A 15416-nucleotide genomic window follows, 5' to 3' on the forward strand; every position below is an offset into this window, starting at 1 on the left:
AATATTTCACACTATTTTCAAAAATTTGTATGTAATTTCGTTAAATATTTTGAAATTATCAAATTATTCTAAAAATACATTTCAGTTATTGTCGAATGAGAGAAATGTCAGAAACGAAAAAATGTGTATTGGTTTTATCTGGGCCACATCTAGTTCAGAATCTATGCACTTTTTGGCAACATGACCAAAAAACGCTGATAAATTTATTTAATTTTATCACAAGATTTAAGAAAAAAATAAGTGACGAAAAAACGTTCATACGTTATACTTGTAAATGCTACAGAAGTACGCAATTACATAAAAAGAAATGCTGCTCACTGTAGATGGGAGGGATTCCCGGATTTAAAAAGAAAGTAGATAGGAGGTATATGTGATGACTAAAGCTGAGATACTTAAGAGAGAAATTCTAGCACAGTATAAGAGCGTCAGACAATTTGCGATTGATATGTCGATTCCATATAGCACACTGGTAACAGCACTTGACAGAGGTATCGAGGGCATGGCCTATGGTACCGTTATTCGCATGTGCGATAAGCTTAATCTTAATCCTGTTGATTTCAGCACTCTTGAAAAGGGCACAGATTTAGGAAACAAAATCGTTGAGAACCGCGTAATGCAGCAATATGTCAAGCTGAATAAGGTAGGCCGCAAGAAGGTTCTTGATTATATGAGCGATATGACTGCACTTGAGAAATATCAGGCATAATGTCCTGTTATTTAAATATTGATGATGAAAACACAACCCGGAAGGTTTAGACTTCCGGGTTTCTATTTGTGCTTAAGTATGTTACTATTTCTATTGTGTTGGAACTGGAGCTATAAGCAGATTATAGGTGTGATAAAGCACTTTTGCTGTTGCGGATGGCTTGGCTCGGCACGTGGATTATATAGTTGGAGGGAAAAATGAAATACGATTATCTGGTAGTTGGAGCGGGTTTGTTTGGCTGTGTTTTTGCACATGAGATGGCAAGAGCAGGAAAAAATGTCCTGGTTATAGATAAAAGAGCTCATATAGGCGGAAATATATATACGGAAAACAGAATGGGAATTAACGTCCATATGTATGGCGCCCATATTTTTCATACATCTGATAAGAGGGTGTGGGAATATGTCAATCGTTTTGCGGAGTTTAATCAATATATAAACTCTCCTGTTGCTGTTTATCATGATGAGCTTTACAACCTGCCTTTTAATATGAATACATTCAGTAAGCTTTGGGGAATAAGAACACCCGATGAGGCCAGAGCAATTATAGACGAGCAGGCTAAAAAGGAAGTAAAGCGTATCCTTAAGGAACGCGCAGCTAATGGAGATGAGGATGCAGCGGAAGCACTCGATGTGGCTGCAGCCAGTGGCCAGGATATCCGCGAGGGCTTTGAGGCAGCTAACCTCGAAGAGCAGGGGCTTTCTCTTGCAGGAAGAGATGTATTCGAGAAACTTGTGAAGGGCTACACTGAAAAGCAGTGGGGTAAGGATTGTAAAGAGCTTCCTGCTTTTATTATAAGAAGACTTCCGTTCAGATTTATATATGATAACAATTATTTCAATGACAGATACCAGGGAATTCCCATGGGAGGATATACACAGATAATCAGCAAGCTCCTTCTTATGGAAAATGCTGATTCTGAGCTTGAAAAAAACATATCCGGAACAATAACGGTTAAAACCGAGACTGAATTCAAGGAATTTATGAAGATGGATGGAAATGTTCCGGCAAAACCTTTTGAGTCAATGGACGGAGATTGCTTTGATAAGATTCTTTTCACAGGTATGATTGATGAATTCTTTGGTTATAAGCTTGGCAATCTTGAGTACAGATCGCTGAAGTTTGAGACAAAGGATCTTCCGGATACAGATAATTATCAGGGTAATGCAGTAGTTAATTATACTGAGCGTGATATTCCATACACAAGAATTATCGAGCACAAGCATTTTGAGTTTGGCACCGGAAAGGGAACTATCATCACAAGAGAGTATCCTGCAGACTGGAAGCCCGGAGATGAGCCTTACTATCCGATGAACGATGAAAAGAACAACAAGCTTTTCGCGGACTATAAAGAGCTTGCGGATAATTTTGGAGATGTTCTTTTCGGTGGACGCCTCGGTCAGTACAAGTACTACAATATGGATCAGGTCATCGCCGCCGCCCTGGATATGGTTGACACGCTTTGAATTGCTGAATTTATAGAAATAACGTAAGTGAAAAAAATAAATAGACCGAATAAATCGATTATGTGTAGGCAACGAGATTTATTCGGTCTATTTTATTTTTGAACGTCTTATTCTATAAAAAGGTTCAGCAGTAATTGTTAAACATCATTCCGCTGTATTCACTTGTGATATATGGTGACGGTGCGTTTTGTCCATGCGGATCCTTGTAATTGAAAATCGGTCTTTCTACATATTTCATAGGATCTACAGATATTTCATCTGCTTTATCAAGCAGGTCCTTTGCAAACTCTTTAAGTGGAGTGATTGCCTCCTTGGGTGGTCCATCCGTGGATTTATCACGCAGCATACCGGCATTATAGTCGATATGGCCGTCTTCCTTAAGAGTAATTCCGTAATCATCTATCTTATTAATATGCTTCTCTGCTATAGAAACTGTTTCACCTACGAGCTTGGAACTCTTAAATCCGTCGTTGTGAACGTTGCTAACACTATCGATGAAATCATTGTAGCCGTTTATCAGTGAACGAACATTTTCTATAAGAGCATCACTCTCGTTTTCAATACTGATAGTTACGGGATTATCAGGTTCTGTAGCGGCTCGTAGCGTAATGTCAAATTCATTTCCTACTGTAAATCTGTTGGAAGAGGAGTTGTGCTCTGTTCCATTCAGATAGAAGTGTGCATTTTTGGGTTCCTGCGCTATAAGGTTAAGTCCAAAATAGGAAACGCTTTGAGGGTTCTCTGATGTAGGAGACTCACTTATTTCAAATCTGTGGGTCTGTCCGGGTTTTGTTCCCGTATCACTTGATCCAATGATTAGTGTACTTCTTCCGTCTGCATCTTCCTGCATTCCGGCTATGAGGCCGATTCCTGCTTTATTAATAAGGCGGGATAACTTGGCCTGAACATCATGATTTGTATTACCCTCTCTGATACTGTATTGGAATTCATAATCATGACCGTTAATTCCTACATTAAATGCATAACTTCCTTTAGGAAGAGATACTTCTTCGTCGGGTGCAAGAAAATGTCCGGCATTGATTTGACTTATTGCCAGATTATCAACTGCTATGGTAAACTCAGATGTGTTTCCCGAGCCTTTTCCTACATATTCTACTGAGATTTTATCGGGATCTGATGAAACAGCGGATTTTTTGCTGAGAGCAGAATCTTCTTCACCGTTTACTGCTTCGAGCTGACTGCGAAGTGTGCGGGCATGCTCTTTAATACCCACGGCCTCAGCCTGGGCATTATCATCCTGCTTTAAAACATGAAGAGGGGATTCTTTATTGATCTTAGCGATAGATTTGTAGACATTTTGCAGTTCGCTTTTTTTATGCTTGTCTACATGTGCATTTTCTTTTGCGACGTATGTTGATGCGAAATGATTATAAGCTTCATTGATGCTAATGCCTGCCATGTTGCCCCTCCTTTCTTCCTTGATGTCGTGCGAGTGCTCCTGCCATTCCTTTGGCAACCGACACGAGGGCATACAAAGACATGTTTTATTACCTTAACATTATCATTTACAAGTCAAGAGCGTCAATTAAATAAGTATAAACATATTATTAAATGTGAAGAAAAATCTTGACGTAGAAATTGACCTATGCTATATTATACAAGCGACAGAAATTTTAGGTCTTTTTTTTATGCCTTAAAACAGGCGGTAAACCTTATAGAACAACGCACGGAGGAATGAACAATGCGTACAAGAATCACACTTGCTTGCACAGAGTGCAAGAACCGTAACTATGACACAACAAAGGATAAGAAGACACATCCTGACAGAATGGAAATCAAGAAGTACTGCCCTTTCTGCAAGAAGCACACACCGCACAAGGAGACAAAGTAATCCTATTATAATAGGTAGATGATGTCCTTGAGTTGAAGGGAGTTTAGTTGATATGAGCGAAAATAATGCTGCAAAGAAAGCACAGGAAAGCAAATTATCCGCATTTATCACAGGGGTTAAGGCTGAGTTCAATAAGATCAAGTGGCCTTCCAGAGAAGATATTTACAAGCAGACAACTGCTGTGGTTATCATTTCTGTTATTGTTGGTGCGATTATTGCTGTGTTTGACTATGCTTTTGGTTATTTAGTTAACTTCATCACCAAGATTGGATAAAGGAGTGTTATGGCAGAAGAGATGCAGAATGAAAATGAACTCGATCTGACTATGGGCGCTGCTGAAGAGAGCAACAACGAAGTCGCTGAAGCTGATACTGAGGCTACAGAGACTGTAGATGTGGCTGCTCAGAGTAGTGAGGAATCCACAGAGGCTCCTATACATGAGAATGCCCATTGGTATGTTGTACATACATATTCAGGCTATGAGATGAAGGTAAAGGCAAACCTTGAGAAGACAATAGAGAACCGTCATCTGGAAAATCAGATTTTTGAAGTTCGTGTACCGCTTCAGGATGTAGTAGAAATGAAGAATGGTGCGCGTAAGACAGTAAGTCGCAAAATGTTTCCCGGTTATGTCCTTGTAAACATGGATATGAACGATGAGACATGGTATGTAGTACGTAATACCAGAGGTGTTACGGGCTTCGTTGGACCGGGGAGTAAGCCGGTACCGCTGTCAGATGCAGAGATTAAGCCTCTTGGAATCAAGACAGAGAATATGACTGTAGATTTCGCAGTAGGCGACGAAATAGCTGTTGTTGCCGGTGTATGGAACGGTACAGTAGGTATTGTTCAGCGTATGGACTTTGGTAAGCAGAGTGCAACTATCAATGTAAATCTCTTTGGTAGAGAGACACCTGTTGAGATAGGATTCTCAGAAGTTCGTAAGGTAACAAGCTGATTATTTGTGCTTGCACAATATAAATTTGTTAGGTATATCGTAGATTTATCTACTATATATAGATGGGTTGGAATTAGGATATTTCAATTCATGGGAACTGGAGTGGGAGCGTTCCTATAGGAATGCGCCTGACCACATTATTTCTAGGAGGTGCCATTATGGCAAAGAAAGTCGAAGGATACATTAAGTTACAGATCCAGGCTGGTAAAGCAACACCAGCACCCCCGGTTGGACCGGCACTTGGTCAGCATGGTGTAAACATCGTTGAATTCACAAAGCAGTTCAACGCTAAGACAGCTGACAAGGGTGATGTCATCATTCCTGTTGTCATCACAGTTTATGCAGACAGAAGTTTCACATTCATCACAAAGACTCCGCCTGCAGCAGTTCTTATCAAGAAGGCTTGCAACATTCAGAAGGGTTCTGGTGTTCCGAACAAGAACAAGGTTGCAACAATTTCTAAGGATAAGATCAGAGAAATTGCAGAGACAAAGATGCCTGACCTGAATGCAGTAGATATCGAAGGTGCTATGAGCATGATCGCTGGTACTGCACGCAGCATGGGTGTTGTAGTAGAAGACTGACGGAGGGCTAAGAGATGAAACACGGAAAGAAGTATGTTGAAGCTGCTAAGCTCATTGATAGAGCACAGCAGTATGAAGCTGCAGAAGCAATCTCTTTAGTAAAGAAGTCTGCTACTGCAAAATTTGATGAGACTGTTGAAGTACACATTCGTACAAGTTGCGACGGTCGTCATGCGGATCAGCAGATCCGTGGTGCGGTTGTTCTTCCGCACGGAACAGGTAAGACTGTAAAGGTTCTTGTATTTGCAAAGGGAACAAAGCTTGACGAGGCACAGGCTGCTGGCGCTGACCACGTAGGTGGCGAGGAGCTTATTCCTAAGATCCAGAACGAAGGATGGCTTGATTTTGACGTTGTAGTTGCTACACCTGACATGATGGGTGTTGTAGGACGTCTTGGTAAGGTTCTTGGACCTAAGGGTCTTATGCCTAACCCGAAGGCTGGTACAGTAACAATGGACGTTACTAAGGCTATCAACGATATCAAGGCTGGTAAGATTGAGTACCGTCTTGACAAGGCTAACATCATCCACTGCCCTATCGGAAAGGCATCTTTCTCAGAGGATCAGCTTGAGCAGAACTTCACAGCTCTTATGGATGCTATCGTTAAGGCTAAGCCTTCAACTGTTAAGGGTCAGTACCTTAAGAGCATCTCACTTGCTACAACAATGGGCCCTGGTGTCAAGGTTGTATCAAACAGATATTAATTTAAATATCAATATGATGTTATTAAAAGCACAAAATCGCAAGATTTTGTGCTTTTTTTCTGCTTTTTAAACTTAAATGTGATATTCTATAAACGAGGTGACTAGGCGGAAATAGGTTCTTTCCGCATTAAATTATGAAAAAAGAGCAGTATGATAGTAATAATAAAGGATTCTTTTCAGGTGTAAACAAAGCTGTAATAGCTTTTGTCTGCACTTTTCTTATAACTGTTTCTGTTGGAGCAGTTATACTTCTCGGGGTACAGTCGAGGAATGCTTCTCATGATGAAGTTGAAAATAATCAGGTTTCACAGGAAGAACAAGTCTCATCCAGGCTTCCGTTTTCAGAAAAAAATCCGGATTCAATCGGTGATACTTCAAGTCTGATCAGTTCTTCAGAAGAGGCCGGAGGTGATACAGATAGTTCCGACGCTGAAATGACAGGTGAGGAACAGGCGGAAGCTACCGAAGAAGACGCTGATGGTGCAGATAGTGAAGAAGCCGATGTGGATGCAAGTGAAGAAGGCGAGAGCGTCGAAGAAAGCGGTGAAACATATATATCCGGTGCAAATTGGGAATATAGTATCACGCCTGCCAGTGGTGATCATGTTTCTCTTGCGTTTGCGGGGGACATTCTGTTTGACCCGGGCTATGCAATAATGAATAAAATACGCCAGAACGGCGGAGGAATAGAGGGAGTTATTGGCGGAAGTCTTCTTTCATATATGAGAGATGCTGACATTATGGTTGTTAATAATGAGTTCCCTTACTCTAACAGAGGAACTCCGACTGAGGGTAAAACCTTTACCTTTAGAGCTGATCCGTCATCCGCTGCACTTCTTAATCAGATGGGAGTAGATGTTGCAACCCTTGCCAATAATCACGCTTATGACCACGGAGAGGTGGCTCTTCTTGATACATTAACTGCAATTGATAGTGTAGGAGTGGCCAGAATCGGAGCAGGAACCAATATCGAAGAAGCGTCTCATCCGGTTTACTATACGGCTGATAATGGGATAAAAATAGCGATTATAGCAGCAACAGAGATAGAGAGACTTGATAACCCCGATACCAAAGGGGCAACAGATACATCTCCCGGAGTTTTCAGATGTCTCGATATAACCAGATTACTCAGCAGAATAAGAGAGGCGAAGGCAACTGGGGCATATGTAATTGTATGTATCCACTGGGGAACAGAGAATGATGAGTCAATAGACTGGTGGCAGCAGAAACAGGGAGCTGAGATTGCTGATGCAGGTGCAGATTTGATCGTAGGTGCGCATCCACATATACTTCAGAAAATCGGCTACGTCAACGGCGTTCCTGTAATATATAGCTTGGGGAATTTTCTCTTTAACTCTAAGGATCTTGATACAGGTCTTTTGAGGGTGAATATTTATACTGATGGTCATACAGGGCTCCAGTTTATTCCATGCGTCCAGAGCGGCTGCACAGTATCTGAGGCAACAGGTGAACGTAAGGCATCGATACTTAATCATATGCGAGCCATGTCTGATGGAATAAGTATTGATGATGAGGGAAATGTTCAGTGAATATCATATTTATTGACACTATTGCGCTTTTTAAGTAATATATAAGTGACTAATTGTCGGTTTTTCGATGATTATTCATATATGAGTTATATGGTAAGTTGCAATTTTTCATGATTACTATATAAAAGATGATTTGGCGATAACTTTATAGTGGGATAGAAAAGAAATGATGAGGGGTTTTCTATGGTTACAGTAAGTTTATGCATGATCGTTAAGAATGAAGAAGACAAGCTGGCAACATGTCTTGATTGTGTTAAGGACCTGGTAGACGAAATGATAATTGTAGATACAGGGTCTACAGACAAGACTATTGAAATTGCCAAATCATATGGTGCAAAGGTATTTAACTTTGAATGGACCGGAAGCTTTTCGGATGCCAGAAACTATTCCTTTGAGCAGGCAACCTGTGATTTTATCTATTCGGCGGATGCAGACGAGACGATAGATGAAGAGAATCAGGAGCGGTTCAGGCAATTAAAAGAGGATATTGATGAGCTGAATATCGACGTAGTTCAGATGTATTATTGCAATCAGCTTAGTCATAATACCGTTTATAATTATGACCGTGAATTAAGGCCCAAGCTTTTCAGAAGAATCCGCAAGTATGTATGGCATGATCCGATTCATGAGATGATCAATCTGGATTCTACTATCTGCAACAGTGAAGTTGAAATAATGCATAATCCTACGGAGGATCACGGAGAAAGAGATCTGTCAGCTTTTAGAAGAGCCATCAGAGAGGGTGAGTACATCAGTAAGCGCCTGCATAATATGTATGCCAGAGAGCTTTTCATGGTTGGAACGGATGAGGATTTCATGCTGGCGAAGGAGTTCTTCGAGGAGTCCATAGAGGATAATGGTAGAGATCTTGATCAGATCAAGGAAGCAGCCTGTGTGCTTGCACATGTAGCGGTTATAGATGGAAAGACTGAGGAAATTTTAAAGTATTCCCTTAAGGACCTGACTACTATTCCTTCAAGTGAGATGTGCTTTGAACTGGGTAACTATTATAGGAACAAGGGCGATCTTGTTGAGGCGATTGTCTGGTACTATAATGCGGCATATGAGACTACTCCTATTTTGGATATCCATAGAGGCGGTGATATGCCACTTCATAAGATATCGGAATGTTATCGTGAGATGGGCAATCTGGAGCAGGCTGAGGATTATGAAAATGAAGCTAACCACTGGGTAGTTCCGGACCCTAACTGAGAATATGTGCCATGAGATGAAGCTTCATCTCATGGCTTCTAAAACTATCAATTATTGGTAAGCAATACGAATGAGGCTGCTGCAAGACGGCAGCTTTTATTTGTGTAAGCCAGGAAAGTGTTGTTAATGAGTAATAATAGAGCGACCAGGAATAATTACATAAAAAGAAAACTTCATAAGGCATTGTCTATGCTGTCAATGACTCTTATTGCGAGTGTATTAGTATTTGGAACTGCCGGATGCGGCATTAAAAATGGCGCGGGAGACGGAAATTCAGATGGGAGTAATTCTAAGAACTCCATATCTGGAACAAATGACACGGTGCAGGATTTTCATCCCGAGGACGGTTTCATCAGAGAGTCTGAGGATATAACCGCCAGCGGTGAAGGGAATATTCTAAACACCGAGTTTTCCCTAAGTGTACCAACATACGTCACAGAAATAGACGGTATGTGGTTTATTGTTGATTGTTATCACGATCAGATCATATACAGCGAGAATATGGGAGCACCTCTTAATGAGTGGAAGGTTCTTACGAAAGATGCCAAGCAGCCGCATACAATTGCCGGAGATGGGGAAGTGATCCTTGTGGATGATACCGAGAACAACAGAGTTCTTGTATTTGAAAAAAGTGAGCAGGGGTATGTGAACACACAGCTTTTCAGTGATATAGGTAAGAGGCCTCATTACACGGTTTATGATGAGAAGGATAAGGCCTTTTATGTCTGGAGCTCGACAACGGGAGAGATGTACATTTTCAGACATGAGACAGGATCTGCAAAAATGTATCTCACGGAGATAAGGGACGCTGGCACAAAGGATACATATATAAGGTCATTTTACATGGATGGGGATGAGATTTACTTTGTGTCAGGCATAGGTGCTGATGGTCAGTCATCTGGAATTCTTATCTGCGATAAACATACATTTGAGATAAAGGAAAAAATAGATGTTCCGGCAGAGCTTGCCGGAATGGTAGCTTTAAGGAAGGACGGAGGATATTATTATCTGACGATTTCCACAGATATAACAGGTAATCAGGATGCTGCAACCATGATAAGGACAAAGGATCTGCACAACCTTATAAAAAACGATTATGAGGACGTTTACGCAACTTATTTTGTAGGTGGTGGAACGCCTTACAATATAACTGAAGTTGATGGGACACTATATCTTACCGAACACCGGGTTCCGGGGCATTCTATTTGGAGTTACAGGATTGAAAATGACGGGATTGTGGATGTACAGGCTTTATATTGAGGTTTTCCGTAGTTTATGAATATTAGGGGTTGCACTTTAGCACATTAGCGTGATAATATGTTGAAGTAATTTGAAAATGACAATGTCCGTCAGAGTGAAATCTGCAGTGCATTGACCTCTGAGAAACAGCGTTTAATAGATGTGAATTATGGAGATAAGAATATGAGTTGGGAAAAAATAGTACGAAAAGTAAGTCCTTATGTTCCCGGTGAACAGCCTAAGGATAAGAATATAATTAAGCTTAATACAAATGAATGTCCTTACCCGCCGGCACCGGGAGTCAGAAAGCTTCTTGAGAATCTTAAATACGAGGATATGAGACTTTATCCTGATCCGGAAGCAAGTGTTCTGGTGGAGGCACTTTCAAAGTATTATAAGGTGCCTAAGGATCAGATATTTGTGGGAGTGGGGTCTGATGACGTGCTTTCTATGGCATATCTGACTTTCTTTAACTCGGATAAGCCAATCCTTTTTCCGGATATAACCTACTCATTCTATGATGTATGGGCAGAGCTTTATAAGGTGCCCTATGAGAGAATTCCGCTTGATAAAAACTTCAAAATTCGATTTGAGGATTACTATGAAAAGAATCATCCGAACGGAGGAGTGATCATTGCAAATCCTAATGCGCCGGTAGGTATATATGAGCCTGTGGACAAGCTGGAGCAGGTTGTTAAGAATAATCCTAATTCGGTTGTCATAATCGATGAGGCATATATTGATTTTGGCGGTGAGAGTGCACTTCCTCTTATTGGAAAGTATGACAATGTACTTGTGGTGCAGACATTTTCAAAATCAAGAGCGATGGCTGGAATGCGTATAGGCTATGCATTTGGATCAAAGAAACTCATTAAATACATGCAGGATGCGAAGTTTTCGTTTAACTCATACACCATGAACAGACCTTCACTTGAACTTGGTGTTGCAGCGATAGAAGACGATGAGTACTTTAAGGAGACTTGTGCAAAGATAATAGCTACAAGAGAGAGGGTAAAGAAGGAACTGTCAGAGCTTGGCTTCACTTTCCCTGATTCTAAGAGTAATTTCATTTTCGCTAAGCACAATACTGTCAGCGGAGAAGAGTTTTTTCTTGAGCTAAAAAAGGCAGGAATCTATGTCAGACACTGGAATGCGGACAGAATTAGTGATTACCTCCGGATAACCATAGGAACCGACGAGGAGATGGATAAACTCATTGAATTCTTAAGGAAATATTTAGCCGGATAAGCCCACTGCCTTTAGACGTTAAGCTTAACTTTTCAGTTGATTTGGATTATCACACAGATTAATTTTTCTTGAGAAAAAAGCGTTCTTCTGATAAAATGATGCCTTGTAGGCAATCACATAATGAGTTTTTTCAGAGAGGCTATATTAATGTTAAAGAAGTATTTATTTGTGTTTTTGTGGTCTATGGTTCCGCTTGTAGAGCTCAGAGGGGCAATTCCGATCGCACACGGTATCAAGGTAGCAGCGCCGGAGTTTAACCTGGTTTGGGCATATATAATAATTGCTATAGGTAATATGATCCCCATGCCTTTTATTTTCTTCTTCGCAAGAAAGGTTCTTGAATGGGGAAAGGACAAGCCTGTAATTGGTGGCTTTTTCAGATTCTGCCTTGAAAAGGGTGAAAAGGGCGGAGTTAAGCTTCAGGAGAAGGCCGGTAAGGGTCTTTACTGGGCATTACTACTGTTTGTAGGTATTCCTGTTCCCGGAACAGGTGCATGGACAGGCACACTGGCAGCAAGCATTCTTGATATGGATTTCAAGAAGAGCGTTCTTGCTGTTATCGGTGGAATTGCACTTGCAGGTACCATCGTAGGTCTTGTATGTCTTCTTGGATTTGGTGCCGTTCTTGGCATTGCAGGTTAATAAAATGATAAAGCTCCTTTGCTATGTTAGTCATAGTAAAGGAGCTTTTTTAATCATACGAGGAAAATTGCTTTTTCGTGATTAAAAAAATAGCGAAGCTTGTTAAGGTTGCGCTAAATAGATTAAATACTTAGAATAGGTATAGGGTTGTTCGTGTGAACTTTTTCGCATAGAGTTTATTACGTGAAAAAGCCGGACATTTATATCAGGAGATGCTAATGGAAGCCTATACCGATTTTGCAAAAGTTTATGATGAGTTTATGGATGAAACCCCATATCACGATTGGGCCGCGTATGTATCGCAGCTTATTGCCGGATATGGGATTTCTGTTCCTTGTAAGAAAATTGGTGACGATGTGGAGTCTGAAGTCCCCGAGGAAGATCAGGATGAGAGTGAAGAGGATCTTTTATTACAGGAGCAGAATCTGGTCGTTGAGCTTGGATGTGGAACAGGCAGCTTTACCGAGGAAATGGCAAAGCTTGGCTATGACATGATAGGAATAGATAATTCTGGTGATATGTTGGGCATAGCCAGGAAAAAGATGGAGGAGCAAGGACTCGACATTATGTACCTTGAGCAGGATATGTGTGAGCTTGACCTTTTCTGCACAGCGGGAACTATTGTAAGTGTCTGCGACAGCGTAAACTATCTTATAGAGGACGAGCAGATAAGGAAGGCCTTTACGAAGGTTAACAATTATCTCTATCCGGGAGGCCTTTTTCTGTTCGATTTTAATACGCTATATAAATACAGGGATGTTATAGGGAACACGACTATAGCTGAGAACCGTGAGGATTGCAGCTTTATATGGGAAAACTTCTTTGATGTTGATACCAATATAAATGAATATGATCTCACAATTTTCGTAAAGCAAAAGGAATCCGGTTCGGATGAGTTGTTTGTACGCTCGATGGAGACTCATCTTCAAAGAGGCTATACCTTAGATGAGATGAAAGCCTTTATAGAACAGGCTGGAATGACCTTTATAACCGCGATTGATGCGGAGACAAAGGAACAACCGACCGATGAGAGTGAGCGAATATATGTCCTTGCAAGAGAGCATGGAAAATCAATGAAATAGGATAATACGGGCAATAAAACGTGCTCAGATTATCATCAGGAGATTAAAGAATATGAAAGATGGATTTATCAAGGTGGCGGCTGCCACACCAAAAATCAGAGTTGCAGATCCTTTCTATAATGCTGACAGGATTATGGAGCAGATGGACGAGGCAGTTAAAAAGGGAGCGAAAATAGTTGTATTTCCGGAGCTTTGTATAACGGGCTATACCTGTGGAGATCTTTTTTTCCAGGAAGCACTTCTTAAAGGAGCACTGCAGGCTCTTGGAAAAATCGTTAAGCACAGCAGAAATAAGGATGCATTGTTCTTCGTTGGCCTTCCCTATGAATACGATGGAAAGCTCTATAACTGCGCGGCTGTTGTTAACGGAGGGGAGTTAAGTGCCTTGATTCCCAAGATCAACATCCCGAATCATGGAGAATTCTATGAAAAGAGATATTTTGAGAGCGGAAGTAACCTTGATGATTCCGTATTCTTATCAGCGGATAGTCTGTTTGTGAAAAGTAATTCCAAGAAAAAGTCTAGTGATGACGATGATGATGACGATGAATGCGAGTATTTCGATTTTGGCAGAGAGATTATTGACTTATCGGAAGTGATGCACGGACTTAAGATCGGATGTGAGATTTGTGAGGACCTGTGGGTTCCTGATACTCCAAGCACATCATATGCGTTGCAGGGAGCCACAATAATTGTAAATCTTTCAGCATCCAACGATCTTATTGGTAAGGAAAGTTATAGACGGAATCTGGTTCAGGCTACAAGCGGAAGACTTATAGCAGGATATATTTATGCCTCTGCAGGAGACGGTGAGTCCACACAGGACCTGGTCTTCGGAGGACACAATATTATAGCTGAAAACGGAACAATACTGGCGGAGCAGACGCTGTTTGAAAATGGTATTACTTATGCAGACATTGATGTAAACAGAATTCTTCATGAGAGACAAAAGACTACAACCTTTGTCACAAAGCATGGGGAGGATGATGTTTCTACAGTTGAATGTGAGATTAAAGTAACGGAAACAAAGCTTGAGAGAACATTCCCCAGAAAGCCCTTTGTGCCTTCATCTGAATTTGAGAGAGAAAGGCGCTGCGAGCAGATCCTTTCGATTCAGGCTATGGGACTTAAGAAGCGACTTGAGCATACGGGCTGCAAAACCGCAGTAATAGGAGTTTCAGGCGGACTTGATTCAACCCTGGCACTGCTTGTAACGGCAAGAGCATTCGATGCGCTTTCTCTTAAAAGAAGCGGTATCATAGCTGTGACAATGCCGTGCTTTGGAACAACAGACAGAACATATAACAACGCCTGCAGCCTCGCAGAGGCACTTGGCGCGACACTTAAGGAAGTGAATATCAAGAAGGCGGTAACACAGCATTTCAAGGATATTGGACAGAATCCTGACAAGCATGATGTCACCTATGAAAATAGTCAGGCCAGAGAGCGCACACAGGTGCTTATGGATATTGCGAATATGACAGGAGGTATGGTCATAGGAACAGGCGATCTTTCTGAGCTTGCACTTGGATGGGCAACCTACAACGGCGACCATATGTCTATGTATGGCGTTAATGCAGGTGTACCCAAAACCCTCGTAAGACATCTTGTCAAGTATTATGCTGACACATTTGCCGAAGCAGATGGTGAGGATGAAAAGAAAAAGCCCTCTAAAAAGACATCCTCAAAAAGTAAGAAGTCTGCGTCAGCTAAAGGGATGAATGTAAGGGACGTTCTTTTGGATGTCCTTGATACCCCTGTGAGTCCCGAGCTTCTTCCTCCTACAGACGGAAAGATTTCTCAGGAGACGGAGTCGATAGTAGGACCCTATGAGCTTCATGACTTTTTCCTGTACTACATGCTCAGATGGGGTTATTCAAAAGAGAAGATAAGACGAATCGCGTACCTTGCTTTTTCTGAGGATAAGAAGGCTGCTAAAAAGGGAAAGATATACGATCTCGAAAGTGATGAGGAAGTATATGATCATAAGACAATTGATAAGTGGCTTGATATTTTCTGCAAGCGTTTCTTCACGCAGCAGTTTAAGAGAAGCTGCCTGCCGGATGGACCAAAGGTAGGTTCTGTTGCGGTATCCCCGAGAGGCGATCTGAGAATGCCATCTGACGCAAGCTTTGCACTATGGATGTGAGAAAAATAGTCGTGGCCTAAGATT

General features: G+C 41.3%; 15 protein-coding genes. 14 read left to right on the top strand and 1 reads right to left on the bottom strand.

All coding sequences use genetic code 11. The features are described 5' to 3' along the window. Nucleotides 1-373 precede the first annotated feature (373 nt). Both G586_RS0101955 and G586_RS0101960 read left to right on the top strand, forming a co-directional pair. Nucleotides 374-706: a hypothetical protein gene (locus G586_RS0101955; protein ID WP_022760825.1), complete on the top strand. Its 333-nt coding sequence runs from the start codon at nt 374-376 to the stop codon at nt 704-706. A gap of 197 nt (nt 707-903) precedes the next feature. Beyond that, nucleotides 904-2172 carry a UDP-galactopyranose/dTDP-fucopyranose mutase family protein gene (locus tag G586_RS0101960; RefSeq protein ID WP_026526340.1) on the top strand — a complete coding sequence of 423 codons (1269 nt, stop codon included), beginning with the start codon at nt 904-906 and terminating at the stop codon, nt 2170-2172. Between the two features lie 124 nt (nt 2173-2296). Here G586_RS0101960 and fliD read toward each other — a convergent pair whose 3' ends face one another. Further along, entirely contained in the window at nt 2297-3592 is a 1296-nt protein-coding gene (gene fliD / locus G586_RS0101965) for a flagellar filament capping protein FliD (protein WP_026526341.1), read from the bottom strand. Nucleotides 3593-3874: 282 nt separating this feature from the next. On the opposite strand from fliD, the gene rpmG reads away from it, so the two are divergent. The 12 genes from rpmG to G586_RS0102025 all read left to right on the top strand — a co-directional run bounded on the left by rpmG (nt 3875) and on the right by G586_RS0102025 (nt 15392). Beyond that, nucleotides 3875-4024 carry a 50S ribosomal protein L33 gene (gene rpmG, locus G586_RS0101970; protein WP_022760828.1) on the top strand — a complete coding sequence of 50 codons (150 nt, stop codon included), beginning with the start codon at nt 3875-3877 and terminating at the stop codon, nt 4022-4024. A gap of 52 nt (nt 4025-4076) precedes the next feature. Then, nucleotides 4077-4298 carry a preprotein translocase subunit SecE gene (gene secE / locus G586_RS0101975; RefSeq protein WP_026526342.1) on the top strand — a complete coding sequence of 74 codons (222 nt, stop codon included), beginning with the start codon at nt 4077-4079 and terminating at the stop codon, nt 4296-4298. Between the two features lie 159 nt (nt 4299-4457). Next, nucleotides 4458-4982 carry a transcription termination/antitermination protein NusG gene (nusG, locus tag G586_RS0101980; RefSeq protein WP_026526343.1) on the top strand — a complete coding sequence of 175 codons (525 nt, stop codon included), beginning with the start codon at nt 4458-4460 and terminating at the stop codon, nt 4980-4982. Nucleotides 4983-5140: 158 nt separating this feature from the next. Then, a complete protein-coding gene (rplK, locus tag G586_RS0101985) occupies nt 5141-5566 on the top strand; it encodes a 50S ribosomal protein L11 (RefSeq protein ID WP_026526344.1) in 426 nt (141 codons plus the stop codon). Nucleotides 5567-5580: 14 nt separating this feature from the next. Further along, the gene (rplA, locus tag G586_RS0101990; RefSeq protein ID WP_026526345.1) at nt 5581-6270 is read left to right on the top strand and encodes a 50S ribosomal protein L1; all 690 of its coding nucleotides are present in this window, start codon (nt 5581-5583) and stop codon (nt 6268-6270) included. Nucleotides 6271-6404: 134 nt separating this feature from the next. Then, nucleotides 6405-7820 carry a CapA family protein gene (locus G586_RS21430; protein ID WP_051204404.1) on the top strand — a complete coding sequence of 472 codons (1416 nt, stop codon included), beginning with the start codon at nt 6405-6407 and terminating at the stop codon, nt 7818-7820. Between the two features lie 183 nt (nt 7821-8003). After that, on the top strand, nt 8004-9032 hold the full coding sequence (locus G586_RS0102000; protein WP_026526346.1) for a glycosyltransferase: 1029 nt from the start codon (nt 8004-8006) through the stop codon (nt 9030-9032). 126 nt (nt 9033-9158) lie between these two features. Continuing rightward, nucleotides 9159-10292: a YncE family protein gene (locus tag G586_RS21435; protein ID WP_051204406.1), complete on the top strand. Its 1134-nt coding sequence runs from the start codon at nt 9159-9161 to the stop codon at nt 10290-10292. 162 nt (nt 10293-10454) lie between these two features. Beyond that, complete coding sequence (gene hisC, locus G586_RS0102010; protein WP_026526347.1) at nt 10455-11519, top strand: histidinol-phosphate transaminase; 1065 nt, start codon at nt 10455-10457, stop codon at nt 11517-11519. A gap of 147 nt (nt 11520-11666) precedes the next feature. Continuing rightward, nucleotides 11667-12161 carry a COG2426 family protein gene (locus G586_RS0102015; RefSeq protein WP_035772188.1) on the top strand — a complete coding sequence of 165 codons (495 nt, stop codon included), beginning with the start codon at nt 11667-11669 and terminating at the stop codon, nt 12159-12161. A gap of 218 nt (nt 12162-12379) precedes the next feature. After that, entirely contained in the window at nt 12380-13243 is an 864-nt protein-coding gene (locus G586_RS0102020; protein WP_026526349.1) for a class I SAM-dependent DNA methyltransferase, read from the top strand. A 52-nt stretch (nt 13244-13295) separates the two neighbouring features. Then, entirely contained in the window at nt 13296-15392 is a 2097-nt protein-coding gene (locus G586_RS0102025; RefSeq protein WP_026526350.1) for an NAD(+) synthase, read from the top strand. Nucleotides 15393-15416: the final 24 nt, after the last annotated feature.

It is taken from the genome of Butyrivibrio sp. VCD2006, assembly GCF_000423925.1.
In the GTDB taxonomy this organism is placed as follows: Bacteria; Bacillota; Clostridia; order Lachnospirales; family Lachnospiraceae; genus Butyrivibrio.